Consider the following 24,022-nt stretch of genomic DNA (forward strand, 5'->3'; position numbering starts at 1 on the left):
GCAGCGGAAGTCGCTACCCCGGAGAGGCGACTCGCACGATTCGTGTGCCCGAGGGCGCCATGCCCTCGATTACGACGTTTCTGAGCGACTACCGGCTCAAGTTGCTGGCCGCCCGGATCGTCTCGGAGCCGGTCGCGCTCGATCCGCCGCCGCTGCTCATCAACGAAGCCGCGGTGCGCGTGCCCGCGGGTTCCGCGGTGCCCAGTGACGGCGCCGAGATGGAGCTCGGCGTCGACCTCAATCGCCTGCTCGTGCGCAAGCCCGCGGTGACGCACCTCGTGACGGTCGAAAGCGATTCGATGACCCGTGCCGGCATCGAGCCGGGAGACCGGCTCGTCGTCGAATGCGGCATGGAAGCGCGCCATGGCGACATCGTCATTGCCATCATCCTGGGCGAGGGTCATACGCTGAAGCGCTTTTCGACGAAGGGGCCGCGGCCTCAACTGGTTCCCGAGTCTCACAATCCCGTGCATCGGGTGCGCGAGCTCGGCGAGTTCGACGAGTGGATGATCTGGGGCGTGGTCACCAACCAGATCCGGCAGCTGCGATGAGCGCCGACGTCTCGCTGTCGCGGGCCCACGATCAGCGCTTGCGAGCGGTGTATCGGTCGGCCGGCTGGCCCTATCTCGATTCGATCGAAATCGACCTGCTCGCGGCCGGGCTGCTCGAGCGCGTGATGCCCGCCGCTGGCCCGGAAGCCATGCGCGTCACCGATGCCGGCCTGGCGCGGCTTTCCACCGTGCTGACGCGCAATCGCAGCGCGTTCGGCGCGCATGAAGCGCTGGTCGAGCGCATCGCGGAAGATCAGGTGCGTAACGGACGCATCGCCTATTGCGGACTCGGTTTGCTCGCGAAGCCCGCAGAAGCCTGGCTGCACCTGCGCCCGGATGTTTTCTCGATCGCCAATACCACCGTTGAAGAGTACGTCGCGCCGATCATCTTCGAAGTGAAGGTGAAGCGCTCGGATTTGCGCGCCGATCTGAAGAAGCAGGACAAGCGGGCCGGTTATCTCGCGCTGTCGAGCCAGTGCTATTACGTGCTGGCCGATGGTGTCGGCAGCGCGGACGACATTCCGCCCGAGTGTGGCGTGATCATCGCGAGCGAGGTGTCGCTGCAAGTGGTGCGTGCGGCACCGCGCACGCCGATGCGCCTGAGCTTCGGCGCCTGGATGGCGCTCGCAAAGGCGGATCGGTTCAAATCGCTCGCCGATCCGACGCCGTCGCTGTAGGAACGATGGGCCGTTCGACCGCGCCATCCGTCGCGACCATCGCCGTTCGCGAGCTTTGCGCCTTCGCGGCCAAGCAAGGCGATCTGGACATGCGCTTCACGCCATCGCCGACGTCGCAGCAAGGCATCGAAGGCCATGCGGCCGTCGCCGGTCGTCGCGGCAAGGGCTATCAGCGCGAGATCACGCTTCGCCACCGAGCCGCAGATATTCACGTCGTCGGTCGCGCCGACGGCATGCGGCCGAGGCCGCTCGTGCTCGAGGAGATCAAGACCTTTCGCGGCGATCTGGCGCGCATGCCGGACAATCACCGGTATCTGCACTGGGCGCAGCTCAAGACCTATGGCGCCATGCTGTGCGAGGAGCGCAAGCTGCAGAGCCTCAAGCTCAATCTCGTCTACTACGACGTCGACAAGGGCAGGGAGACCCTTCTTCGCGACGAGTGCTCCGCCGAAGCACTCGATGGCTTCTTCTGCCGGCAGCTCGATGTTTATCGCGCGTGGAATGCCGCGCAGGTCGCGCATCGCGAGCGGCGCGACGCGGCCTTGTCCGCGATGCGGTTTGCCCATGCGGAGTTTCATTCTGGGCAACGCAAGCTTGCCGAGGCCACCTATCGCGCCATCAAGCAGGGCCGAAAGCTGCTCGCTCAGGCGCCGACCGGAACCGGAAAATCCGTCGGCACCTTGTTTCCCGCGCTCAAGGCGATGGCGCAGGGGCACATCGACAAGATCTTCTATCTGACGGCGAAAACGTCGGGCAGGAAGGCCGCAGTCGATGCGGTGGAATCGCTGGTACGCGCCAACGGCGCGATTCCGCTGCGCGTGCTCGAGCTGACGTCGCGAGACAAGCTCTGCGTGCATCCCGATCGCCTGTGCACCGGAAGCTCGTGTCCGCGAGCCAGCGGCTTCTACGATCGTCTGGCCGGCGCGCGCGAAGCCGCCAGCACCGCGGAGAACGGCTTCAGCCTTGCATCCGTCAAAGACATCGCCGAACGACACGGCATTTGTCCGTACTATTTCGCGCAGGAGCTGACGCGCTGGGCCGATGTCGTGGTCGGCGACTACAACTACTACTTCGATCGCAGCGCCTTGTTCTACGACCTGGCCAGGGTGAACCACTGGCGCGTGTCGGTGCTGGTCGATGAGGCGCACAACCTCGTCGAGCGATCGCGGCGCATGTACTCGTCGACCTTGATCGAGCGCGACATTCCGCAGGTCGGGAAAGCGCAGCGGCGAGTGCGCCAGGCGCTGCGCAGGCTCGACACCGATTGGCAGGGCCATGCGAGTCGCCAGCCTCCCGGATACACCGAGCAGGCCTCGCCGCCAAAAGTGTTGATCGACGACCTGACGAGTGCGGTCGCCGCGATCGGTGAACTCGCGGCCGAGTCGCCCGATGAAGTGCCCAAGCCACTGCAGCGGTTTCAGTTCGATGCGTCGGCCTTTCTGGAACTGGCCGGCAAGTTCGGCGTGCATTCCGTCTGCGATATCGTCCGCCGTGGCGACCCGCATTCCGCGCAGGCGAATTCCGAGCTGTCGATTCGCAATGTGGTGCCGGCGCCATTCCTTGCGTCTCGCTTCGAAGCGGCGTCCAGCGTGGTGCTGTTCTCCGCGACGATCGCCGCGCCCGACTATCACCTCGAGCTGCTCGGCCTGGATGGAGACGCTGCGTGGATCGATGTCGAATCGCCGTTTCGCGCGGAGCAGGTGCAGGTGCGCATCGCCGATCAACTGTCGACGCGCTACAAGGATCGGGACGCCTCGATCGCGCCGATCACACAGCTCATTTCGAATGAGTATCGGCGGCAGCCCGGAAACTACATCGCGTTCTTCAGCAGCTACGACTATCTCGAAAAAGTGCATGCGGCGCTCAGCGCCTGCAACACGATTCCCTTGCTCAAGCAATCGCCCGGGATGTCCGAGCCCGAGCAGCAGCGGCTTCTCGACCAACTGACGGACCACAGCGCGCTGCTCTGCCTGGCAGTGCTCGGTGGCGCGTTCGCCGAAGGTGTCGATCTGCCCGGCAGGCGCCTGATCGGCGTGTTCGTCGCCACGCTCGGACTGCCGCAGGTCAACGCCGTCAACGATGCGGCGCGCTCGCGAATCGAGCAGGTGCTCGGCAAGGCCGTCGGCTACGACTACACCTATCTTTATCCGGGCGTCCAGAAGGTCGTCCAGGCCGCCGGCAGGCTGATTCGGACGCCGCAGGATCGCGGCGCGATTCATCTGATCGACGATCGATTCAAGCAGTCTCGAATCAGCCGGCTGCTTCCGAAATGGTGGCAGGTGGGCTCGCGCTGAAATGGCGCGGCAGGCGTCCGCGCGGCGTGACGACGCGTCGTGCCATCAGATAGATTAAGCCGATGACCACTCGGCTCAACATCGATTTGCTGCGTAGCTTCGTCGCCATCGCCGAGGCACGCGTGATGAGCCGGTGGGTCGGCGTCAGGGGCAGCGATGCGTACAACCGCGATCCGCTGCAGCTCGCGCTGTCGGACCCCGACACCCTGGATCATCAGGCCGCGACTTCGGGACTCGAGCGCGCCGGTCACCAGTACCGCATCGCCTATGCGAGCGGCAGCATCTCGGGACTCACGGCGGTGGTGCGTTCGGGGCTGCTGCGCAGCTTCGAATCGCACGTCCGGGCCAAGCTGCCGACGCTGTAGAGCAGCGTCGCGCCGACATTAGCGCCCCGTATCGGTCACATAAGAAGTATTAGCTGTCACCGCTACGGCGCTGTCGGCAGAATCCGCAACAGCACCCGCTTCCAGGGCGTTCGAACGAGCGCATGGCGAAGCCCGTGAGACTGCGTTGCAGTGGCTACCAATTCGAAAACGAGAGCGCCGATCATGAGGCTGCTCATGCGCACGCCGTACAACGCGGCACTCGCCGAAGCGCGCATGCCGAGGCCGAGTGACCGCTTCCTGCAAGCCGGCTACATCCGCGGCGAGCACGGCTCCGAAGGCGAATACGTGGTCACGCAGCGCGTGCGCGGCGCGTTCAACGACAGCGGCGTGGATCATTCCACCGACGCCTGGGACACCATCGACTGGTTACGCGGCGATGCTCGAGCGCATGAAGGCGAACGCGGTCATGGTGGATGTCGCGATCGACCAGGGCGGCTGCTTCGAAACCTCCAGGCCCACGACGCACGAGCAGCCCACCTATCGCGTCGACGGCGTCGTGCACTATTGCGCGGCCAACATGCCGGGCGGCGTGGCGCGGACCTCGACGTTCGCGCTGACCGACGTGACGCTGCCCTATGTCATCGCGCTGGCCGACAAGGGCTACCAGGCGGCGATGCAGGCCGACGTCCATCTGCGCGAAGGTCTCAACGTGCATCGCGGCAGGGTCACCTACAAGGCCGTGGCCGATGCGCTCGGTTACGACTACCTGCCCGCGAATCGCGCGCTCGAGGCCAGATCGCAGGCGTGACGATCGGCGTCGCCGCATGTGCGGCGCGCTCATCATCGAGAGGCTTCGATCCCGGCGAGTTCGATCTTCGCGGCCAGAAAGCTGCCGTTCGGCAAGCCCGGTGCCCAATCGCGCCCTTGGGTACGGTGAGTACGGGCTTCCAACATGATGTTCACAAATTCTCGAGATGCCGACGCCGTCTCGTCGAGCGAGGCGAAGGCCATGATGCTGATCGCGGACCTGCAGGCGGCGGCGCAGCGCCTGCTCGATCACAGCCCGGGCGCGCAGGTGCTGAGCGTTCCGGTCGCGGCCGGAGTCGTGCTGCTGGTGGGGCACAAGGACGCGGTCAGAGACGAAGCCCTGCGGCTTCAGGACGCCGAGGCCGGGCCGCACTAGCGATATCGATGCGAACGAGCGCCGGTCATGCCTTCTGCTCGGCCGGCGGCGCATGGCAGTCGAAGCATGGGTTCGCGTCGTCCTGCGACATCATCCGCAACTGCCAGCGCTTGCGGTGGTGAGCGCCAGGTCACCGACACAAGAAATCACGATATCCACCATCGCTTGATGTCAGCTGGACCCGCCGTCTTTTAGGGTGGGGACGTTCAGTGGGCTGACCCCGCATCTTCTGATTCTCGGCGAGACAGGAGAGGCGGGTGGGCAAACTCATCAATATCGACAACGGTGGCACGCTGACGGACATCTGCGTGCTGGACGGTTCCACGGTCTGGCGCACCAAAACGCTGACGACGCCGTTCGACCTGTCGCGCTGCTTCATCGACGGGCTGACCAAGGCATCGAAGGCCATCTACGGCCACGAGGATCTGGTGGCCTTGCTGGCGTCCACCGATCACATCCGCTATTCGACGACGCAGGGCACCAATGCGCTGGTCGAGCGCAAGGGCCAGCGGCTCGGCTTGCTGCTCACGGGCAGCCTGAGCCGCGAGTCGCTGCGTCAGGCCGAACACGCGGCCGATCTGTTCGACGCGCTGGTCGGCGGCCGCTGCGCCACGCTGGATCTGTCCCAGGATGCCGAGGCGCTGGAGATGTCGGCGGTCCGCGCGATCAACACGCTGGCGTCCTCGGGCGCGCACCGGGTGGTGGTCGCGCACGGTGGCGCGGATCGCCTGGCCCAGGAAACGCGGCTCAAGAAAATCTTCCTGCGCAAGTTTCCGCAGCATCTGCTCGGTGCGGTGCCGCTGCTGTATTCGCACGAGGTGGTGCAGGACGAGGACGACGTGCGGCGCACCTGGACGGCCCTGTTCAATGCCTTCCTGCATCCGGCGATGGAGCGCTTCCTCTACAACGCCGAACACAAGCTGCGTCTGGCCAGGACGCGCAATCCGCTGCTGATCTTCCGCAACGACGGCCACTCGGCGCGCGTCGCCAAGACCATCGCGCTGAAGACCTACAGTTCGGGCCCGCGTGGCGGCATGGAAGGCTCGCGCGCACTGGCGCAGCACTACGGCTTCGAGCATCTGGTGTCGATCGACATCGGCGGCACCACCACCGACATCGGCGAAGTCTCGAACGGCAGCGTGCGCGAGGAGCGCCGCGGGCGCGTCGAGAACGTCGAGGTGTCGTTCCCGCTCTGCAACGTCGTCAGCGTCGGCGTCGGCGGCAGCTCGATCATCCAGTGCCGCGACGGCAAGCACATCGACGTCGGCCCGCAAAGTGTGGGTAGCGCGCCCGGTCCGGCCGCGTTCGGGCTCGGCGGAACGCAAGCCACCATCACCGATGCCTTCGTGCTCACCGGCCTGCTCGATCCCGCGACGTTCTTCGGCGGCGATCTGCGGCTCGACGTGGAGCGGGCACGCGCCGCGATCGCGCAGAACGTGGCGCAGCCGCTCGGCCTGACCGAGGAAGTCGCCGCCGAGCGCATGGAGGCGGCCTGGGTCGACAAGGTCGCGCAGAGCATCCGCGACTTCACGCAGGTGACGCCGCAGACCACGCTCGCGGCTTTCGGCGGAGCGGGACCGTTCGTGGTCTGCCGCATCGCCGAGGCCGCCGGCATCGACCGCGTGCTGATTCCGGGCCTGGCGGCGGTGTTCTCCGCGTTCGGCCTCGGCTTCTCCGACATCGAGCATCGCTACGAGGCGCCGCTGGCCAGCGCGGGCGACCTGCCAGCCGTGATCGAGGAGCTCACGCGCCGCGCACGCCGCGGCATGCATGCCGAAGGCTTCGCGCTCGAAGACTGCGTCGTCGAGCGCAGGCTGGCGATCAGCGGCGCGGAGCGCGACGAAGAACTGCCGCTGCCCGAGACGCTTCCGCAAACCGAACCGGGCGAACGCCTGTCGGTGGCCCTGAACGTGCGCAAGCCGATTCCGCAGCCCGCGCTGCAAGGCCGTTTCGGCTCGGCTACGCACGCGGCCGTCGAGGCCGGCCGGCGTCGCGTGGTGCTTGCCGACAAGAGCCGGGAGCTGCCGCTTTATCGACTCGAGGACCAGCGCGCGGGCACTCGCGCCGCGGGCCCGGCCGTGCTCGAGGAGGCCTTCTTCACGTGTCGCCTCGATGCGGGCTGGCAGTTCGAATTCAACGATGCCGGCGACGTGCTGCTGAGCCGCGACGGCCGGAACTGAGGGGAAAGGATCGCGATGAAAAAAGTATTGATCACCGAGAATCTGCGCATCGACCTGGACAGCGAGCAATGGGAGTGCCGCGCCTGCAATGCCGAGCTGATCGGAGCGCGTGAGAACTACAAGCGCGGCCTTCTCGTCTACGACCGCGATCCACGCGAGATCCACAAACCCCTGCTCGATCCGGATTACTACGAGTTCACCTACGCGCCGAATCCGCAGTGGTGTCGCATCCTCGAGTACTACTGCCCGCGGTGCGGCTCGATGATCGAGACCGAATACCTGCCGCCCGGACATCCGCCGATACACGATATCGAGCTTGATATCGATGCGCTCAAGCTGCAATGGAAAGACAGGCCCCAGGTACAGCAAGCCGCCGCAGGCCAGGAGTATCCGCGCCCGGTCGCGCACGGCGGGCAACGCGCCGCGCGCCTGTACACCGGAGAAGGCGCATGAAGCGCGTGTCGGTCGACATCGGTGGAACCTTCACCGATTGCTTCGTCGCCTGGGGTGATCGCTACATCGAATCCAAGGCGCTCACCACGCATCAGAACCTCGCGCTGGGCTTCAACGAGGCGCTGAAGACCGCCTGCCGCCAGCTCGAGATCAGCGAGCGCGAGCTGCTGTCGCAGGTGGATTCGGTGCGCTACGCCACCACGCTCGGAACCAATGCGCTGATCGAGCGCAAGGGCCCGCGCCTGGGCCTGCTGACGACGGACGGCTTTCGCTCTTCGGTTCCGCTGACGCGCGCCAAGGGCTACGGCACCGGCCTGCCGCACAAGCAGCAGATGGACGTGCCGAACGCTCAGCGTCCCGATCCGATCGTGCCGATTCCGATGATTCTCGAAGTGCGCGAGCGCGTGGACTACGCGGGCAGCGTGGTCATGCCGCTCGACGAAGACCAGCTGCGCGATCGCCTGCGTGAGCTCGTGGATCTCGGCGCCGAGGCCATCGTCGTCGTGCTCGCCAATTCGGTGGTCAATCCGGTGCACGAGCTGCGCATCCGCGAAATCTTCCTCGAGGAATATCCGGGACACATGCTCGGTGCGATTCCGATGCTGCTGTCGCACCAGGTGGTCGGTCGCAAGGGCGAATACGTGCGCGCCATGTCGACGATCATCGATGGCTTCCTGCACCAGGTGATGTACCACGGCCTCGGCACGCTGGAATTGAACCTGCGCAACGCCGGCTACGACAAGCCGATGCTGTGCAACCACAACTCCGGCGGCATGGCGCAGCTCAACTCCACCGACGCGCTGCAGACCGTGCATTCGGGCCCGGTGTCGGGCATCGCGGCCAGCGAGCATCTCGCGCTGCAGACCGGACTCGGCAACATCGTCGCCACCGACATGGGCGGCACCAGCTTCGACATCGGCATCGTCGTCGAAGGCGGCATCAAGCACTACGACTTCAACCCCGTCATCGAGCGCTGGATGGTCAGCGTGCCGATGGTGCATCTGGTAACGCTCGGCGCGGGCGGCGGATCGATCTGCCAGTACGACCGCATGTTCCAGACCGTGCAGGTCGGGCCGGAATCCGCAGGCTCCGATCCGGGGCCGGCCTGCTACGACCGCGGCGGCATGAAGCCGACCGTGACCGATGCCGATCTGTTGCTCGGCTATCTCGACCCGGCGCATTACGCGGGCGGCCACATCAAGCTCAATCCGCGTCGCTCGAAGCAGGCGATCGAGGCGCATCTGGCCGATGAGATGGACGAGAGCGTGGTGGAGTGCGCGAAGCTGATCAAGCGCACGGTCGACGCCAACATGGCCAACGGCATCGCGCGCGAGCTGCGTACACGCGGCTACGAGCCCGAGCATTTCACGATTCTCGCCTACGGCGGCAACGGTCCGCTGCACGCCTGCGGCATCGCGCGCGCGCTCGGCGTGAAGACCATCCTCGCGCCGCCGTTCGCCTCGGTGTTCTCGGCCTGCGGCGCGGGCAACATGAGTCAGCTGCACATCCACGAGATGAGCACCTGGACCACGCTGTTCGACGCCAATCGACAGGCCTTCTTCAGCGACTACGATCGCTTCAATGGCGTCGTCGAGGAGCTCGAGCGCCGCGGTCGCGAGGACCTGCTGCGCCAGGGCTTCGAGCCCGCCCAGGTGCGCTACCGTCTCGAGCTCGACATGCGCTACGGCAACCAGCGCGTCGAGACCGCGGTGGTCACCGATCTGAACCGCGTGACCGCACCGGAACACGTGCTCAAGCTGATCGAGCAGTTCCACGAGCGCTACGGCGAGCGCTTCGGCGCGGGCAGCCAGACGCCCGAGGCCGGCGTGCGCATCAACACGATACGCGTGTGCTCGTACATCGAGCATCCGGGCATCCGCTTCCGCAGCATCCGGCCGCCCGAGAAGCTGCTGCCGGCACCATCGCCGGTCAGTACACGCGACTGCCACTTCGTCGGCGTCGACGGCGCGCGCAAGACCGCGATCTACGACGAGGCCGCGCTGACGCCCGGCACGCGGATCGACGGGCCCGCGATCGTGGTCACGCGGGCGACGACCTATTTGATCGAACCGGGTTGGCGTTACACCGCGGCCGACCAGAACGCCGTGTGGTTCACACGGCTCGACGCCTGAGCCGGTGGAGGAACAAGCGCTCATGAACGACAACAACATCACTCCCGACCAGCAGGCGATGCTCGATCGCTTCGTACGGCAGAACAAGCTGTTCTACGCGCCGGACCCGGCGATCATGGAAAACCATCGCATCGATCCGCGCAGCGAGATCGAGCAGCGACTGCTGTCCGGCGAGGTGGACCCGCACAAGATCAACGAGGTTCGAGGCCTGATCATTTCGGCGCTCGACGAATCGAACACCATGATCGAGCAGATGGGCGCGGCGCCCGGTGCCAAGTGGGGCGACATGACCACCGGCATCTTCACCGCGGCCGGTGATCTGTCGATGATCGCGCCGCATGGCGTCGGCGGCTTCGCGGCCGCGGTGTTCTACCCGATCAAGTTCATCAACAAGTACTGGACCTACGAACCGACCGTCGGCGTGCGCGACGGCGACGGCTTCATCCACAACGATGCGCGCTACGGCGGCATCCACAACACCGACCAGTCGATGATGATGCCGGTGTTCTGGGAAGGGCGGCTCGTGTGCTGGGTTTCGGCCACGATCCACGAGGGCGAGAACGGCGCCACCGAGCCCGGCGGCATGCCGGCCGCGGCCGAGAGCAAATTCGACGAAGGCCTGAAGATGTCGCCGTTCAAGGTGGTCGAGAACTTCGAGCTCAAGCGCGATCTGGTCACCTTCCTGCAGAACTCGGTGCGCGATCCCAAGCTGCAGCTCGAAGACATGAAGGTGCGCCTGCATTCCTGTCTGCGCCTGCGCGAGCGCGTGGTCAAGCTGCTCGAAGAGCACGGTGCCGAAGCGCTCATCATGACCTTGCGCAAGCACATCGAGGACGTCGTCGACGAAGTGCGGCGGCGCATCCGCGAGCTGCCGGATGGCACCATGCGCACGGTGTCCTTCGCCGATTCCACGCTGCGCGAGAGCGCGCTGCTCAAGCTCAACATGGCGATCACGGTCAAGGGCGACACGCTGACCGTGGACATGCGCGGCTCGTCGCCGGAGCTCGTCAATCGCTCGATCAATACCTGCCAGGCCTCGTTCAAGACGATGCTCTACAGCGGCTGGATGCAGAACGTGTGGCCGGATCTGCCGTTCACGATGGCGGTGTTCACGCCGTTCGATTTCGTGTTCGACGAGAAGTCCATCGTCAACGGCTCGTTCGACACGCCGCAGGCCATGAGCCTGATTCCGCTGTTCAAGACCATGACCATCGCGAGCATTCCGATGGCCAAGTTCAACTACAGCCTGCCGAACCGCTACACCGCGATGGTCGCGCCGCAGTACGACCAGCCTGCCACGCTGATCTACGGCGGCATCACCCAGCACAACGAGTTCACGGGAAATTTCTGCGCGGACATCAACGGCATGGGGCAGGGTGGCCGCAGCCATCGCGACGGCGAGCATTCGGTGTCTCCGCCGTTCGCGGCGCATTGCGACCTCGGCGAAATCGAGCTCATGGAAGAAGACCTGCCGCTCGTGCGCCTCGGCGCGTTCACGCTGACCAAGGACCGTGCCGGTTTCGGCAAGCAGCGCAGCGGCCTCGGCTACGAGCAGATCCACACCTTCCGCGGCTCGGCGCTCTGGGGCTACATGACCGGCTGCACCGGCTCGCTGTTCCCGTCCGCGCAGCCGCTGTTCGGCGGTTATGCGTCGCCCGCGTATCCGCTGTGCAAGATCAAGGGCGTGAACATCTTCGACGAGCTGCAGAAGAATCCCGAGCGCGTGCCGTTCGACATCGTCCGGCTCATGAACGAGCGCGCCATCGAGGGCGCGACGTATTCGACGCATCCGGCGGCGATGACCTTCGAGCTGGCGCAGCCGGGCGAGGTCTACATGCTGTGCCAGGGCGCGGGCGGCGGTTATGGCGACGTGCTGCAGCGCGATCCCGCGCTCGTGATGAAGGATCTCGAGGAGCAGCTGATCTCCGACGACACCGCACGCGAGATCTTCAAGGTGGCGTATGACAGCGGCTCTCGCCTCGTCGACGAGCAGGGCACGCAGGCGCTGCGCGAGCAGGAGCGCAAGGCGCGCATCGCACGCGGCAAGCCTTTCGACGAGTTCGTCAAAACCTGGAGCACGCCGGAGCCGCCCGCGCATCTGCCCTACATGGGTTGCTGGGGCGCGGACGTGAGCACCGTCTACGGCGTCATGATGGGCGAGCGCGTGAAGATGAGTGCGACCGCGCTGCAGAGCCAGTTCATGCTCAACCCCAAGGACGTGCGCATCGCGCAGCTCGAAGCCGAAGTCGCGGCGCTCAAGCGCGCGAGATAACGAAAGGGGAGCGACCCGGAAGGAGATTCACGAATGACGGACTACGTTCGAATGTTCCGGCTCGACGGCAAGGTCGCCGTGGTGACGGGTGGCGCGCAGGGGATCGGTGCCGAAACCAGCCGGGCGCTCGCGCAGGTCGGAGCGGCGGTGCTGCTCACCGACGTGAACGATGCGGCCGGCAGCAAGACCGCGGAGCGCATTCGCGCGGAGGGCGGCAAGGCGGAGTTCCTGCATCAGGACGTCACCGATGAAGCCCAGTGGGAGGCGGTGATCGCCGCGGCGAAATCGCGGTTCGGCGGACTCGACATTCTGGTCAACAACGCCGGCATCGAACGCATGGGCCTGCTCGACGACGTGGACGTCGAGACCTTCCGCGAAGTACTCGACACCAACGTGGTCGGCGTCTTCCTGGGTTGCAAGCACGCGATGCGCGCGATGCGGCGCGATGGTGGAGGACGTGGCGGTTCCATCATCAACGTTTCGTCCGTCGCCGGGATGATCGGCGTGACGGCACTGGGCGCCTACAACGCGTCCAAGGGCGCGGTGCGCCTGCTGACCAAGTCGGTCGCGGTCGAATGCGCGCAGTTCAAGACCGGCATCCGCTGCAACTCGATTCATCCGGGCGTCGTCCAGACGGACATGGGGCACAAGTTCCTGCAGAACTTCGTGGATCTGGGCCTGACGCCGGATGTGCCGACCATCGATGCGGCGTTCAAGGCGGTGATTCCGTATGGCGAATACGGCGAGGTCAGCGACATCGCGAGCGCCGCGCTGTATCTGGCAGCCGATGCTTCGCGATACATGAGCGGCGCCGAGATCGTCGTCGATGGCGGCTGGACGGCGACCTGAGCGGAGATGATCGAATGGCAGTGATGGAAGGTGAATGGCTCTGGTCGCCTGGGCCCGAGTACGTGGCGCGCTCGCAGATCGCGCGGTTCATGCAATGGCTGCGGCAGCAGCGCGGAATCGATTTCGCCGACTACGAGTCCCTGCATCGCTGGTCGGTGAGCGACATCGAAGCATTCTGGGCGGCCCTGTGGGATTACTTCGAAATCCAGTCCGACAGCCCACCGACGCGCGTGCTCGAAGCCAGCGGCATGTTCGGCGCGCAATGGTTTCAGGGCACGCGCGTCAATTACGCCGAGCATCTGCTGCGCTACGAGGCGCGCGCGTCGGCAGGTGAAACCGCGATCCATCACCTGACCGAGAACCGGCCGCTCGCTCGCATGAGCTGGCAGGAGCTCGGACGGCAGGTGCGCATCCTCGCCACGCGGCTGCGCGCGCTCGGCATCGCTCCGGGCGATCGCATCGTCTCGTACATGCCCAACGTGCCCGAAACCACGGTCGCGATGCTCGCGAGCATGGCGGTCGGCGCGGTGTGGTCGTCGGCCGCGCCGGAGTTCGGTACGCGCACCGTCGTCGACCGGCTCGTGCAGATCGAACCGAAACTGATCTTCGTCTGCGACGGCTATCGCTTCGGCGGCAAGGACTACGAGCGCACGGACGAAGTCCGGCAGATCGTCGCCAGCTTGCCGACGCTGCGGCAGGTGATCTGGCTGCCGTACCTGAAACCGGAGCGAAGCGAGCCGCCGGTAGCCGGCGCGATGGCCTGGAGCGAGGCGCTCGCGGGCCCCGAGGTGTCGCGCGAGTCCTTCCGCTACGAGCGCGTCGACAACCGCCATCCGCTCTGGGTGATGTTCTCGTCGGGCACCACGGGCCTGCCGAAGGCGATGACGCACAACCACGTCGGTCAGCTCGTCGAGCACCTGAAGCTCACCGCATTTCACTTCAACCTCGCGCCGGGCGGCGTGATGTTCTTCTACAGCACCACGGGCTGGACGATGTACAACCTGCTCGTGTCCGCGCTGCTCAGCGGAGCGGCCATCGTGCAGTACGACGGCAGCCCGGTGCATCCGGGGCTCGATTTTTTATGGTCGCTCGCCGCGGACACGCGCGCGACGAACTTCGGTGCGAGCCCGACCTTCGTGCAGATGATGGAGAAAGCCGGGCTGCGCCCGCGCGAGCACTTCGACCTGTCCGCGCTCGAGGCGGTGCTCGTGGCCGGAGCGCCGAGCACGCCCGAAACCTTCCAGTGGTTCTACGACAACGTGAAGGACAATCTCTGGGTCACCTCGCAATCGGGCGGCACCGAGGTGGGCAGCGCCTTCGTCGGCGCATCGCCGACCTTGCCGGTGCATGCGGGCGAGATCCAGTGCCGTTGCCTGGGCATGGACATCCAGGCCTGGAGCGACGACGGCAAGCCGCTGATCGACGAAGTCGGCGAGCTGGTCTGCGTCCAGCCGTTTCCGTCGATGCCGATCCAGTTCTGGAACGACCCCGGCGACAAGCGCTATCACGAGGCGTATTTCGAGCACTTTCCGGGCGTCTGGCGACACGGCGATTTCATCAAGATCAATGCGCGCGGCGGCTGCTACATCTACGGTCGCAGCGATTCCACGCTCAATCGCTACGGCGTGCGCATCGGCGCGGCGGAGGTCTATCGCGTGGTCGAGCAGGTGGAGGAAGTCGCCGACAGCCTGGTCGTCTGCTGCGAACTCGACGCGGGCAAGTTCTTCATGCCGCTGTTCCTCAAGCTCAAGCCCGGCATCGGCTTGAGCGAAGCCCTGATCGACAAGATCGCCGCGAGGTTGCGAGCGGATTGCAGCCCGCGCCACGTGCCGGATCGGCTCTACGCGGTCGAACAGATTCCGTACACGCTCACGGGCAAGAAGATGGAAGTGCCCGTGCGCAAGCTGCTCATGGGCTGGGCGCCGGACAAGGCCGCCAGCCGCGACGCGATGATGAATCCGGCGAGCCTCGACTGGTTCATCGAATTCGCGGCGACGACGAGCGACTACGCGCGGCCTTCGCAGCCGAAATCCGCGAGCCGCTAGCGCGCGCCGTGCTCAAGCCGCTCGATCGCTATCCCGAAGCGCAGGCCGTTGCGGGCCAGCGTGCGCTGCCGGTGACCCTGATCGGCGGCTTCCTCGGCGCCGGCAAGACCACCTTGCTCAACAGCCTGCTGACGCAGGGCGACGGTCGACGGCTCGCGGTGCTCGTCAACGACTTCGGCGAACTGAACATCGATGCGCGTCTGATCGTGAAAGTCGAAGGCCAGCAGATGGAACTCGCCAACGGCTGCATCTGCTGCTCGATTCGCGACGATCTCGTCGCCGGCGTCGAGCGCCTGCTCGCATCCGAGCCGGCGCCCGAGCAGTTGTTGATCGAAACCAGCGGCGTGTCGGACCCGATCAACATTCTCTGCACCTTGAACCAGTCGCAGCTGCGGCGGCGCATCTTTCTCGAAAACGTGGTCACGGTGGTCGACGCCGTGCATGCGCCCGATGCGCGCACGAGCGAATACGCCGAGCTGTTCGAGCGCCAGATTCGCGGCGCGTACATGATCGTGCTCAATCGGGCTGGCGCGGCCGGGGCCGATCGGCTCCGCGAGTTGCGCGAGTCGATCGTCGAGCTGCTGCCGGGCGCCGCGATCATCGAGACCGAAGACGGCACGGCGCCCTTGGCGCTGCTGCTCGGCGACACGCGCCTCGGGCAATCGGCGTTTCGTCCCGAACCGGTGCTGGATCCGCGCTCGCATCCGTTCGCGAGCATGGTCTGGCGCAGCGAGCGGCCGCTGCAGCGCGCCGAGTTCATGCGCACGATGAAGGCCTTGTCCGGCAGCGTGTACCGCGCCAAGGGCTTCCTGAACTTTCGGCACTATCCGCTCGCGACGCTGTACCAGAAAGTCGGCAGCTTCGAGTCCTGCATCGACGGCGGCGCCTGGAGACAGACCCGTCCGCATTCCGAGCTCGTGCTGATCGGCGTGAGTTCCGGCTTCGATCCACAGCGCATCGGCCTTGCGCTGGATGCCTGCACGGATGCGAGCGTGCGCCCGGCGCCGAAGCCCGTCGCCGGCGAATAAAAAAACCCCTTCCGGCCTGGCGACGGAAGGGGTAGCGAGAGAAGGGCCGCACGCAGCCCTTCGGTAGCAGAGCACTCGTCCGAGCCTTGGATCGAGCTTGCCCTTATTGGAAATCTGGAGATCGGGCGAAACGCGGCAGCTCGGTGACGCCGCCGCGCTTCGCGAGACCCGATCAGGGCTTGGGTTCGGCCTGCGCGCTCGCGTTCTTGGCCAGATCGTCCTTGAGATCGTGCGCGCGCTTGATCACGTACTGGTGGATGGCGTCGACTTGTTCGGCCGACAAGGTGCCCGTGAACGAGGGCATGCCCTTGGCCGCGTAAGCGCCCGCGACGATGCCGTTGAACAGCTGGTGCTTCTCGGGCGTCAGGTAGCGCAGGTCGGGCAGCACCGAGCCGGCGATCGCGGAAATGCCGTGGCAGACGCCGCAATGGCCGTTGTAGAGATCGCGGCCTTGCGCCACTTGGCTTTCGCTGCCGGTGAGTTCGGGCGGCTCGGGCAGGTTCGCGGGCATCGGCTGCAGCGCCGGCAGCGCGGCCGTGCCGCCGATCTTGTAGGTCAGCACGCGCGCACTCGGACGGACCTTGGCGGGCTCGGCGAGACCGCCGAGCACGAGCGGGAATGCGCCGCCCCAGCCGGCCGCGACGGTCACGTACTGCTCGCCGTTGATCTCGTAGGTCATCGGTCCGGCCATCACACCCGTGTTCGCCGGCGTTTCCCAGAGCTTCTCGCCCTTGTCGGCCGAGTAGGCGACGAAGCGTCCATCGGCCGTGCCCTGGAACACCAGCCCGCCCGCGGTGCTCAGCGTGCCGCCGTTCCAGACGGTGACGTAGTCCTGGCGCCAGACTTCCTTGCGCGCGACCGGATCCCAGGCGATCAGATGGCCCTTGTGCAAGGCGGCGATGCCCGCGAGTTCGGCGGCGTTCTCGGGCAGGGCGAGCGGCTGCGAGCCCATGTGCCAGCTGCCCTTGCCGGTGAAAGTCTGCTTCGGATCGGGCACGTAGGCGCCGAGCGCTTCCTGCATCGGAATGTAGACGTAGCCGGTTTGCGGGTTGAACGACATCGGCTGCCAGTTGTGCGCGCCGAGCGGGCCCGGCGAGACGACCTGCATCTTGCTGCCCCAGTCCGCCGTCTCGGCTTCGACCGGGCGTCCGGTCTCCATGTCGACGTGCGTCGCCCAGTTGGCCGGCGCGTACTTGTCGGCCGACAGCAGCTTGCCGGTGGCGCGGTCGAGCACGTAGAAGAAGCCGTTCTTCGGCGCCTGCATGAGCACCTTGCGCTTCTCGCCGGCGATCGTCAGGTCGGCCAGCATGATGTGCTGCGTCGCCGTGTAGTCCCAGCTGTCGCCCGGCGTGGTCTGGTAGTGCCAGACGTATTCGCCGCTGTCGGGCTTGAGCGCGACGATCGACGACAGGAACAGGTTGTCGCCGCCGCCCGGGCTGCGTACGTGGCGGTTCCAGGTCGAGCCGTTGCCGGTGCCGATGTAGAGCAGATCGAGATCGGGGTCGTAGGCCATCGCGTCCCAGACCGTGCCGCCGCCACCGAACTTCCAGTAGGCATCGCCGCTCCAGGTCTTGCGCGCCATTTCCATCGCCTTGTCCTCGGCGGGCTTGGACGGATCGCCCGGCACCGTGAAGAAGCGCCACAGCAGCTTGCCGTTCTCCGCATCGTAGGCGCCGACGTAGCCGCGCACGCCGAGCTCGGCGCCGCCGTTGCCGATGATGACCTTGCCCTTGATCACGCGCGGCGCGCCGGTGACCGTGTAGCTGCGCTCGTGATCGATGACGGTGTCGGTTTCCCAGACTTTCTGGCCGGTCTTGGAATCGAGCGCGATCAGGCGGCCGTCGTAGGCGCCGACGAAGACCTTGCCCTTCCACACCGCGACGCCGCGATTGGCGACGTCGCAGCAGCCGTCGCGATCCTTGTCGCGCGGCACCTGCGGATCGAACTTCCAGAGCTCCTTGCCGGTGACCGGATCGAGCGCGCTGACGATCGAGAACGCGCCCGTCACGTACATCACGCCGTCGACGACGACGGGCGTGGCTTCGGTCGCGCGATCGACGTCGAGCTTGTAGCTCCAGGCCAGGCCGAGTCCCTTGACGTTCTCGGTGCTGATTTTCTTGAGCGGGCTGAAGCGTTGCTCGTCGTAGGTGCGGCCGTAGCTCATCCACGAGCCCGGTTCGCCGTCGGCCGCGGTCAGGCGTGCGGCATCGACGTTGGCCGTCGCGCTGGCCTTGGTTTCGGTGGTGCCGCCGGCTTCGTTCTGTTTCTTGCCGTTGCAGGCCGTGAGCGCGATGCCGAGCGCCATCACGCTCAAAAGATGCGTTTTCATCGAAAAAACCTCATGCGAATGGAAATGCCGAGGGCGGAGCGTGCCGGCGTTTCGGTGAATGGGGAGCTGCGTGATTTCGCCTTCAGGCGCTTGCGAATTGGGCTTTCAGCCACTCGCTGGCTTCGTTCATGACCCGGCGGCTGATGTCGAAGGCCGCGAAGAAATAAAGGAAGCCGTGGATCGCGCCGTCGTATCGCGAGTGATCGACCTTCACGCCCGCCTTCTTCAGCGCGGCCGCGTAGGCATCGCCTTCGTCGCGCAGCGGATCGAACTCGGCGGTCACGACCAGAGCCGGTGGAAGTCCCGACAGATCTTCGGCCCGGCTCAGGTTGAAGCGCGGATTCTGGCTGTCGTGTCCAGGGCCGAGATAGTGATCGGTGAACCAGACCATGTCGCGCTGTGCGAGCAGATAGCCCTCGGCGTTGGCGACCATCGAGGCGCTCGGTGTGCCGACGTAAGCGGCGACTGGATAGATCAGCAACTGAGCGCAGAGCCGGCCCGGGGAGGTCTTGCGCGCTTCGATCGCGGTGACCGCCGCGAGATTGCCGCCTGCGCTGTCGCCGCCGATGGCGATGCGCTTCGGATCGCCGCCGATCTCCTCGCAATGCTCGATCAGCCAGCGCAGCGCGAAACCCGAATCCTCGACCGCGGCCGGAAAGCGGTGCTCCGGGGCCAGCCGATAATCCACCGAGACGACGATGCAGCCCACCGCGCCGCAGAGTTCGCGGCAGACCGCATCGTAGGAATCGAGATCGCCGATGACCCAGCCGCCGCCGTGGATGAACAGCAGGACCGGAAACGGCCCGCTTCCGTTGGGCGTGTAGATGCGGGCCGAAACGCGGTCGGCCGACAGCACGCGATCCTCGGTCCTGGCGATCGACTGCGTGGCCGGAAACGATGCGAGCAGCTGCTTGAAGCCGGCGCGCGCGACGTCCACTGGCAGGGTGTTGAATTCGGGTACTCCGGCGGCTGCCAGATCGCCAAGAAACTTTTGGAGCTGCGGGTCCAAAGGCATGGGTTTTCTCCTCGGTTCGTTCTTTAGTCTTGTTGTTTCGATCGAGCGAGAAAGCCGCCAGAACGCCGCACCGACAGGCGACGGTCGGCAGCTTCCCCGCTACGATCGAGTGCTTCTACAGCGGCAGCGCTACATCACGTAGGTCGACTTGAGCTGCCAGTAACCGCTCAGCGCTTCGGGGCCGAGTTCGCGGCCGAGGCCGCTGGCCTTCACGCCGCCGAACGGCGAGCCCACCGACGGCGCGTAGCCGTTGATGCCGATGGTGCCGGTCTGGATGCGCGAGGCGACGTCGAGCGCGCGCGCTTCGTCGCGGCTCCACACGGTGCCGCCGAGACCGAAGGCGCTGTCGTTCGAAATGCGAACGGCCTCGGCCTCGTCGCCGTACGGAATCACCGCCAGCACCGGCCCGAAGATTTCCTCCTGCGCGATGACGGCCTTGTTGTCGACGTCGGCGAATACCGTGGGCTCGACGAACCAGCCGCGGCTCGTGTGCTTCGGCCTGCCGCCGCCGGTGACGAGGCGCGCTTCGCTGCGGCCCTTGGCGATGTACTGCTCGACACGATCGCGGTGCGCGGACGAGGCCATCGGCCCGATCTGCGTTTCGGCGTCGAGCGCCTCGCCGACTTTCAGCTGCGCGGCCACGCTCGCGACCGCGTCGACGACTTCGGCATAGCGGCTGCGCGGAGCGAGGATGCGCGTGCTCGCGAAGCAGGTCTGGCCGTTGTTGAGGAACGAGGCCATCGGCAGGTTCTGCGCGAGCTGGGCGAGATCGGCGTCTTCGAGAACCACCGCGGCGGACTTGCCGCCGAGCTCGAGCGTGACCGGACGCAGCAGCTGGCCGCATTCGCGCGCGATGATGCGACCCGCGGCGGTCGAGCCCGTGAACGCCACCTTGTCGACGCCCGGATGCGAGACCAGGTAGGCGCCGACGTCGCGATCGGCCGCGACCCAGTTGATCACGCCGGCCGGCAGCTTCGCCTCGATCGCCGCTTCGGCGAGGATGTAGCTGTCGAGCACGGTGCCGGGCGAGGGCTTGATGACCATCGTGCAACCGGCCGCGAGTGCGGGCGCGATCTTGGTCATCGCCAGCGTCACCGGATAATTCCACGGCACCACGGCGGCGATCACGCCGACCGGAACGCGATCGACCAGCGTCTGCTTGCCCATCTGCGAGGCGCGCGTCTCACGCGTTTCCTGCTGCTCGGCAAGGCCTGCGTAGTATTCGATCAGCGACAGCGCCACATCGCCTTCGAAGAAGCTGCTGAGCCAGGCCGGCATGCCGTTCTGGCGCGACACGCTCTGCGTGAGCTCGGCCTTGCGGCGCTGCAGGGCCTCGCCGAAGCGACGCAGCGCGGCCGTGCGCTCGGTCACCGGAACATCCCGCCAGCCGCTGCCGTCGAAGGCCGCACGCGCCGCCGCGACCGCGCGATCGATGTCGGCCTTCTGTCCTTCGGGAACCGTGCCGATGACCTCTTCGGTCGATGGATTGACCAGCGTGAAGACCTGGGCGGACGAAGGCTCCACCCAGGCGCCACCGATGAAAAAGCGGGAGGTGTGATTGTTGCTGGTCATGCGGTTCTCCTGTCGTTATGTACTCGGCGCAAAAATGAAACGTCCAACTTCAAGCCCAGCAGGTGGGTGAGGTGTCGATGCGTTCGACGCTCCGATGCCGTCTCGATGCCGCTCGACGAGACGGCGAACGCGACTCCACGAGCTACGTTAGGAGGCGCCTCTGAGGCCAGCCACTACCCGAAGCGGGTAGCAGGACGATCCGGCGGCCGCGTGTAGGCTGCGGGTGGCGGCCGGCAAGGCCAGGGGCGAGCTTTCGCTGCGCTGCGCGCAGGCTCCGCCACGGAAATTCTGAGCGGCACGATTGGAGCCCGGCGCTTGCGGGCTCCCGATTCTTGTCGGGCGGACGGCCGCCTTGTCCGGCGCCAAACTGCGCTCAATCGGACCTGATGCTGGAAATCACCGCGAAGGCTTCCGATCGGCGATTGATGCCGAGCTTTCCGAAGATCTTCTTGAGGTGGAACTTCACGGTGTTCTCGGAAATGCTGGTGGCGTCGGCGATCTCCCGGTTCGACATGCGCTGGCGCAGGCATTCGATGATCTCGCGCTCGCGGTCGCTGAATGCGGCGAGGTCCACTGTCACGCTCGATGCCGCGAGCCCCGCGGCAGGGCAGCCACCCTGGATGCGGCTCAGGACATCGGTCGCGAACCGACGCAGCGCGGTGTCGCCGATCGCCTGGGTGGAGGCGAGGAAGCCTTCGAGCAACTGCCGGATCGACTTGCCTTCGTCGATGACCATGCGGACGTAGCCGCACTCGTGCGCCATCTTGAGCGCGGTGGAGAACTGGCGCGCGGCGGGCATGGACAGGCCGCGCGCTTCGAGCAGGAGCGCCTTGCCGAAGCCCAGCTGGGTGCTGACGAACATCGACTCCGAATGAAGCTCGTGCAGGCGCGCGATCTCGGCCGCGGCCTCCTCGAAGCGCCTGGTGCGGATGGCTTGGCGGATGTATCCGAGCTGCGGGTCCATCGCGAGCTCGCCGCAGGGCATCCATTGGTCGGCGATGCCGAAGCGATGCTGCGGTCCGTCGCTGAGCACGCCGTGCTTCTGCGCCGCTGAGCCGCTGGCACCGAACAGGCGCTCGCGCCGTATCAGCGAGGCGATGCGAGGCCAGCGGCCCTGCACGCACAGGACCTCGGCTTCGGACAGCAGGGTGTGCGCTTCGGCATCGCGATGCAGGGCGCGGAAGCAGCGCGCGGCCGACAGCACGCCGACGGCGAAGAAATCCGGAATCGCGCACTTGAGCAGCATTTCGCGATATTCGGACAGCACCAGCTGCACGGTGTCGAAGTCGTCGGTGACGTACAGCGCCCAGACGTAGCAGGCCGCCAGCGGTGCCGTCGCGAACGGCATGTCGAGGGCGCGGCGTTGCGAGGCGAGCGAGCTGCGCAGCAGGTCGAGCGCGCCCTGCGTCTGGCCGTGCATCAGCAGCGTCACCGCCTTGACGCAATCGGTGTAGCCCGACGTGAACGACGAATTGGCGAGCTTGTTGAAGGTTCGCGCCGCGGTGATGCGAACCTCGGATTGCTTGAAGTCTCCGATCACCAGCTGCCGGTAGGCATCGAGATTCGCCGCCGCGGCCAGCTCGAAGTTGTTGAACCGATCGCTGGCGCCGCCGAGCGACGAGACTTTCTCGACGCTCGAGAACGCCTTGGCCATGTCGTCGGTGCAGATCGCGGCGATCGCGACCACCGGCAGATCCTGCAGTGAATCGCTGTCCGCATACCAGTCGGACGGGTCGTCGGAGCCCATCAGCGAGAACAGCTTGGTGCGCTGGTTCAGGAACATCAGCGCCCAGGCCATGCGCCGCTTGAGCAGCGGACGCCGGATGACCTCGGCCAGCGGAATGCAGTCGAGCCAGCGCTCGGTGATCGTCATTTCGCCGTCCGACACCAGCCTTTCGGACCAGGTCTCGAAGATGTCGGCGGCGAGCGAGTAGTTCGAAGCCGCGACCGCATGATGCATCGCGTCCTCGTACAGCCCGTTCTGGTAGAACCAGTCCGAGGCTTGGCGATGCAGCGAGCGGAACTTGTCGTGATGCTGGTTGAGCAACTGCTCGCGCAGATGCGTTGCGAGCAGGGTGTGATAGCGGAACCAGACATGGTTCTCGTCGAGCGGACTCACGAACAGCCCGAGCTTCTCGAGGCGCAGCAGCTGCTGCATCGAATCCGAACGGCCGGTTAGCGCGTTGCAGACCTGCGCGCCAAGGCGGTTCAGGATGCAGGTGCGTTCGAGAAAGCGCAGCGTGTCGGGCGACAGCCCTTCGAGCACGCATTCGGTCAGGTAATCCGCGAGTTCGCGCGGGCGGTATTGATCGATCCGGCGCAGCGCATCGGACGGCAGGCGGCGCGACAAGCCCAGGCGAAACAGCTGGATCGCCGCGGGCCATCCTTCGGTGCAGCGATGCACGGCCGCGAGATCGTCGTTCTGCATCGACAACACGCCGGCCGAAGAGAAGAAGCGCTGCACTTCGTCGAGCGAGAACGACAGGTCGGCCGCATGCAGGACGAGCACGCGATTGGCGACGGTCAGCCGTGGAATGCCGATGTCGGGCAGCGTCCTGCTGGCGATGAAGACGCGAACGTGCGCCGGAAGCTTGAGCAGGAAATCCTTCCAGAACGACAGGATCGCGCGGTTCGACAGCACTTCGAATTCGTCGACGAACAGCGTCAGCGGGCTTCTGTCGCTCTCGAGCTTTTCGACGAACCAGTCGCTGCGTTCCTGGTGGCTCGCTGCGCTGCCGGCGGCGTTGACCCTGATCGCGTCCTGGCCCGCGGTGCCGAAAATCTGCGCGAGCAGCTTCTGCAGATGCGTCGAATGCCGCGTGGAGTCGTTGTCCGATTCGTCGAGGTTGAGCCAGCCGCAACGTATGCCGCGCGAGCTGCTCTCACTGCGGATTTGCTGCAGCGCGGTGGACTTCCCGTGTCCTGCCGGTGCCTGCAGGATCACCACGGGCTCGGAGGCGCTTTCGAACACCCGGCCCAGGATGCCTTCCCGCAGGATGCGCTGACTCATCATCGCGGGCACCAACGGGGTGTAGCGGCCCGCAGGGGGGCCGGAAGTTCCGCCTGAGGGTTCATTCAGCGAACCGCTCGATGGACCGTACGATGCAGTGGCCGCT

Annotated in this window: 16 protein-coding genes and 3 pseudogenes; 14 read left to right on the forward strand and 5 right to left on the reverse strand. The window is 66.0% G+C overall.

Translation table 11 applies throughout. The features are described from left to right. Positions 1–59: 59 nt before the first annotated feature. The 6 genes and pseudogenes from AC3WUM_RS02815 to AC3WUM_RS02840 all read left to right on the forward strand — a co-directional run. Positions 60–551 (forward strand): LexA family protein, encoded by a 492-nt coding sequence (locus AC3WUM_RS02815; protein ID WP_492408568.1) that lies wholly within the window; start codon positions 60–62, stop codon positions 549–551. Next, positions 548–1,228 (forward strand): hypothetical protein, encoded by a 681-nt coding sequence (locus tag AC3WUM_RS02820; protein WP_492408569.1) that lies wholly within the window; start codon positions 548–550, stop codon positions 1,226–1,228. Before AC3WUM_RS02815 ends, AC3WUM_RS02820 begins: the two co-directional genes overlap by 4 nt. A gap of 5 nt (positions 1,229–1,233) precedes the next feature. Continuing rightward, a complete protein-coding gene (locus tag AC3WUM_RS02825; RefSeq protein ID WP_492408570.1) occupies positions 1,234–3,522 on the forward strand; it encodes an ATP-dependent DNA helicase in 2,289 nt (762 codons plus the stop codon). Between the two features lie 134 nt (positions 3,523–3,656). After that, a pseudogene (locus AC3WUM_RS02830) lies at positions 3,657–3,836 on the forward strand (LysR family transcriptional regulator); the annotation flags it as partial. Positions 3,837–4,121: 285 nt separating this feature from the next. Then, positions 4,122–4,247: pseudogene (locus AC3WUM_RS02835) on the forward strand (hypothetical protein); the annotation flags it as partial. A 37-nt stretch (positions 4,248–4,284) separates the two neighbouring features. After that, positions 4,285–4,656: pseudogene (locus AC3WUM_RS02840) on the forward strand (alanine dehydrogenase); the annotation flags it as partial. 32 nt (positions 4,657–4,688) lie between these two features. Here the strand turns inward: AC3WUM_RS02840 and AC3WUM_RS02845 are convergent. After that, complete coding sequence (locus tag AC3WUM_RS02845; protein ID WP_492408572.1) at positions 4,689–4,859, reverse strand: hypothetical protein; 171 nt, start codon at positions 4,857–4,859, stop codon at positions 4,689–4,691. On the opposite strand from AC3WUM_RS02845, the gene AC3WUM_RS02850 reads away from it, so the two are divergent. The 8 genes from AC3WUM_RS02850 to AC3WUM_RS02885 all read left to right on the forward strand — a co-directional run bounded on the left by AC3WUM_RS02850 (position 4,858) and on the right by AC3WUM_RS02885 (position 15,990). Then, a complete protein-coding gene (locus tag AC3WUM_RS02850) occupies positions 4,858–5,031 on the forward strand; it encodes a hypothetical protein (RefSeq protein WP_492408574.1) in 174 nt (57 codons plus the stop codon). The two genes, AC3WUM_RS02845 and AC3WUM_RS02850, sit on opposite strands and share 2 nt — an antisense overlap. Positions 5,032–5,288: 257 nt before the next feature. Continuing rightward, the gene (locus tag AC3WUM_RS02855; protein WP_492408575.1) at positions 5,289–7,211 is read left to right on the forward strand and encodes a hydantoinase/oxoprolinase family protein; all 1,923 of its coding nucleotides are present in this window, start codon (positions 5,289–5,291) and stop codon (positions 7,209–7,211) included. 15 nt (positions 7,212–7,226) lie between these two features. Then, positions 7,227–7,664 carry an acetone carboxylase subunit gamma gene (locus AC3WUM_RS02860; RefSeq protein ID WP_492408577.1) on the forward strand — a complete coding sequence of 146 codons (438 nt, stop codon included), beginning with the start codon at positions 7,227–7,229 and terminating at the stop codon, positions 7,662–7,664. Beyond that, positions 7,661–9,796 (forward strand): hydantoinase/oxoprolinase family protein, encoded by a 2,136-nt coding sequence (locus AC3WUM_RS02865; RefSeq protein ID WP_492408579.1) that lies wholly within the window; start codon positions 7,661–7,663, stop codon positions 9,794–9,796. The genes AC3WUM_RS02860 and AC3WUM_RS02865 overlap by 4 nt, the downstream gene beginning before the upstream one ends. A gap of 22 nt (positions 9,797–9,818) precedes the next feature. Continuing rightward, positions 9,819–12,068, forward strand: coding sequence for a hydantoinase B/oxoprolinase family protein (locus AC3WUM_RS02870; protein WP_492408581.1), 2,250 nt, complete (start codon positions 9,819–9,821; stop codon positions 12,066–12,068). 33 nt (positions 12,069–12,101) lie between these two features. Continuing rightward, the gene (locus AC3WUM_RS02875) at positions 12,102–12,917 is read left to right on the forward strand and encodes an SDR family NAD(P)-dependent oxidoreductase (RefSeq protein WP_492408582.1); all 816 of its coding nucleotides are present in this window, start codon (positions 12,102–12,104) and stop codon (positions 12,915–12,917) included. Between the two features lie 23 nt (positions 12,918–12,940). Next, entirely contained in the window at positions 12,941–14,962 is a 2,022-nt protein-coding gene (locus tag AC3WUM_RS02880; RefSeq protein ID WP_492408950.1) for an acetoacetate--CoA ligase, read from the forward strand. An 8-nt stretch (positions 14,963–14,970) separates the two neighbouring features. After that, a complete protein-coding gene (locus tag AC3WUM_RS02885; protein WP_492408583.1) occupies positions 14,971–15,990 on the forward strand; it encodes a CobW family GTP-binding protein in 1,020 nt (339 codons plus the stop codon). A 172-nt stretch (positions 15,991–16,162) separates the two neighbouring features. Here the strand turns inward: AC3WUM_RS02885 and AC3WUM_RS02890 are convergent, their stop codons facing one another. From AC3WUM_RS02890 to AC3WUM_RS02905, 4 genes are all read right to left on the reverse strand, one after another. Continuing rightward, positions 16,163–18,319: a PQQ-dependent dehydrogenase, methanol/ethanol family gene (locus tag AC3WUM_RS02890; RefSeq protein ID WP_492408585.1), complete on the reverse strand. Its 2,157-nt coding sequence runs from the start codon at positions 18,317–18,319 to the stop codon at positions 16,163–16,165. 82 nt (positions 18,320–18,401) lie between these two features. Further along, positions 18,402–19,334 carry a LipP1 family hormone-sensitive lipase gene (lipP1, locus tag AC3WUM_RS02895; RefSeq protein WP_492408586.1) on the reverse strand — a complete coding sequence of 311 codons (933 nt, stop codon included), beginning with the start codon at positions 19,332–19,334 and terminating at the stop codon, positions 18,402–18,404. A 129-nt stretch (positions 19,335–19,463) separates the two neighbouring features. Next, positions 19,464–20,906, reverse strand: coding sequence for an aldehyde dehydrogenase (locus AC3WUM_RS02900; RefSeq protein ID WP_492408587.1), 1,443 nt, complete (start codon positions 20,904–20,906; stop codon positions 19,464–19,466). A 373-nt stretch (positions 20,907–21,279) separates the two neighbouring features. Next, entirely contained in the window at positions 21,280–23,916 is a 2,637-nt protein-coding gene (locus AC3WUM_RS02905; protein WP_492408588.1) for a winged helix-turn-helix domain-containing protein, read from the reverse strand. Between the last annotated feature and the right edge of the window lie 106 nt (positions 23,917–24,022).

The sequence above is a fragment of the Hydrocarboniphaga sp. FW305-C-57 genome, assembly GCF_058783045.1.

What these genes read in the sequence shown, in the direction of transcription:
- AC3WUM_RS02815 (WP_492408568.1), top strand. Translation starts at nt 60, where the DNA reads ATGCCCTCGATTACGACGTTTCTGAGCGACTACCGGCTCAAGTTGCTG.
- AC3WUM_RS02820 (WP_492408569.1), top strand. Translation starts at nt 548, where the DNA reads ATGAGCGCCGACGTCTCGCTGTCGCGGGCCCACGATCAGCGCTTGCGA.
- AC3WUM_RS02825 (WP_492408570.1), top strand. Translation starts at nt 1,234, where the DNA reads ATGGGCCGTTCGACCGCGCCATCCGTCGCGACCATCGCCGTTCGCGAG.
- AC3WUM_RS02850 (WP_492408574.1), top strand. Translation starts at nt 4,858, where the DNA reads ATGATGCTGATCGCGGACCTGCAGGCGGCGGCGCAGCGCCTGCTCGAT.
- AC3WUM_RS02845 (WP_492408572.1), bottom strand. Translation starts at nt 4,859, where the DNA reads ATGGCCTTCGCCTCGCTCGACGAGACGGCGTCGGCATCTCGAGAATTT.
- AC3WUM_RS02860 (WP_492408577.1), top strand. Translation starts at nt 7,227, where the DNA reads ATGAAAAAAGTATTGATCACCGAGAATCTGCGCATCGACCTGGACAGC.
- AC3WUM_RS02865 (WP_492408579.1), top strand. Translation starts at nt 7,661, where the DNA reads ATGAAGCGCGTGTCGGTCGACATCGGTGGAACCTTCACCGATTGCTTC.
- AC3WUM_RS02870 (WP_492408581.1), top strand. Translation starts at nt 9,819, where the DNA reads ATGAACGACAACAACATCACTCCCGACCAGCAGGCGATGCTCGATCGC.
- AC3WUM_RS02875 (WP_492408582.1), top strand. Translation starts at nt 12,102, where the DNA reads ATGACGGACTACGTTCGAATGTTCCGGCTCGACGGCAAGGTCGCCGTG.
- AC3WUM_RS02880 (WP_492408950.1), top strand. Translation starts at nt 12,941, where the DNA reads ATGGAAGGTGAATGGCTCTGGTCGCCTGGGCCCGAGTACGTGGCGCGC.
- AC3WUM_RS02890 (WP_492408585.1), bottom strand. Translation starts at nt 18,319, where the DNA reads ATGAAAACGCATCTTTTGAGCGTGATGGCGCTCGGCATCGCGCTCACG.
- lipP1 (WP_492408586.1), bottom strand. Translation starts at nt 19,334, where the DNA reads ATGCCTTTGGACCCGCAGCTCCAAAAGTTTCTTGGCGATCTGGCAGCC.
- AC3WUM_RS02900 (WP_492408587.1), bottom strand. Translation starts at nt 20,906, where the DNA reads ATGACCAGCAACAATCACACCTCCCGCTTTTTCATCGGTGGCGCCTGG.
- AC3WUM_RS02905 (WP_492408588.1), bottom strand. Translation starts at nt 23,916, where the DNA reads ATGAGTCAGCGCATCCTGCGGGAAGGCATCCTGGGCCGGGTGTTCGAA.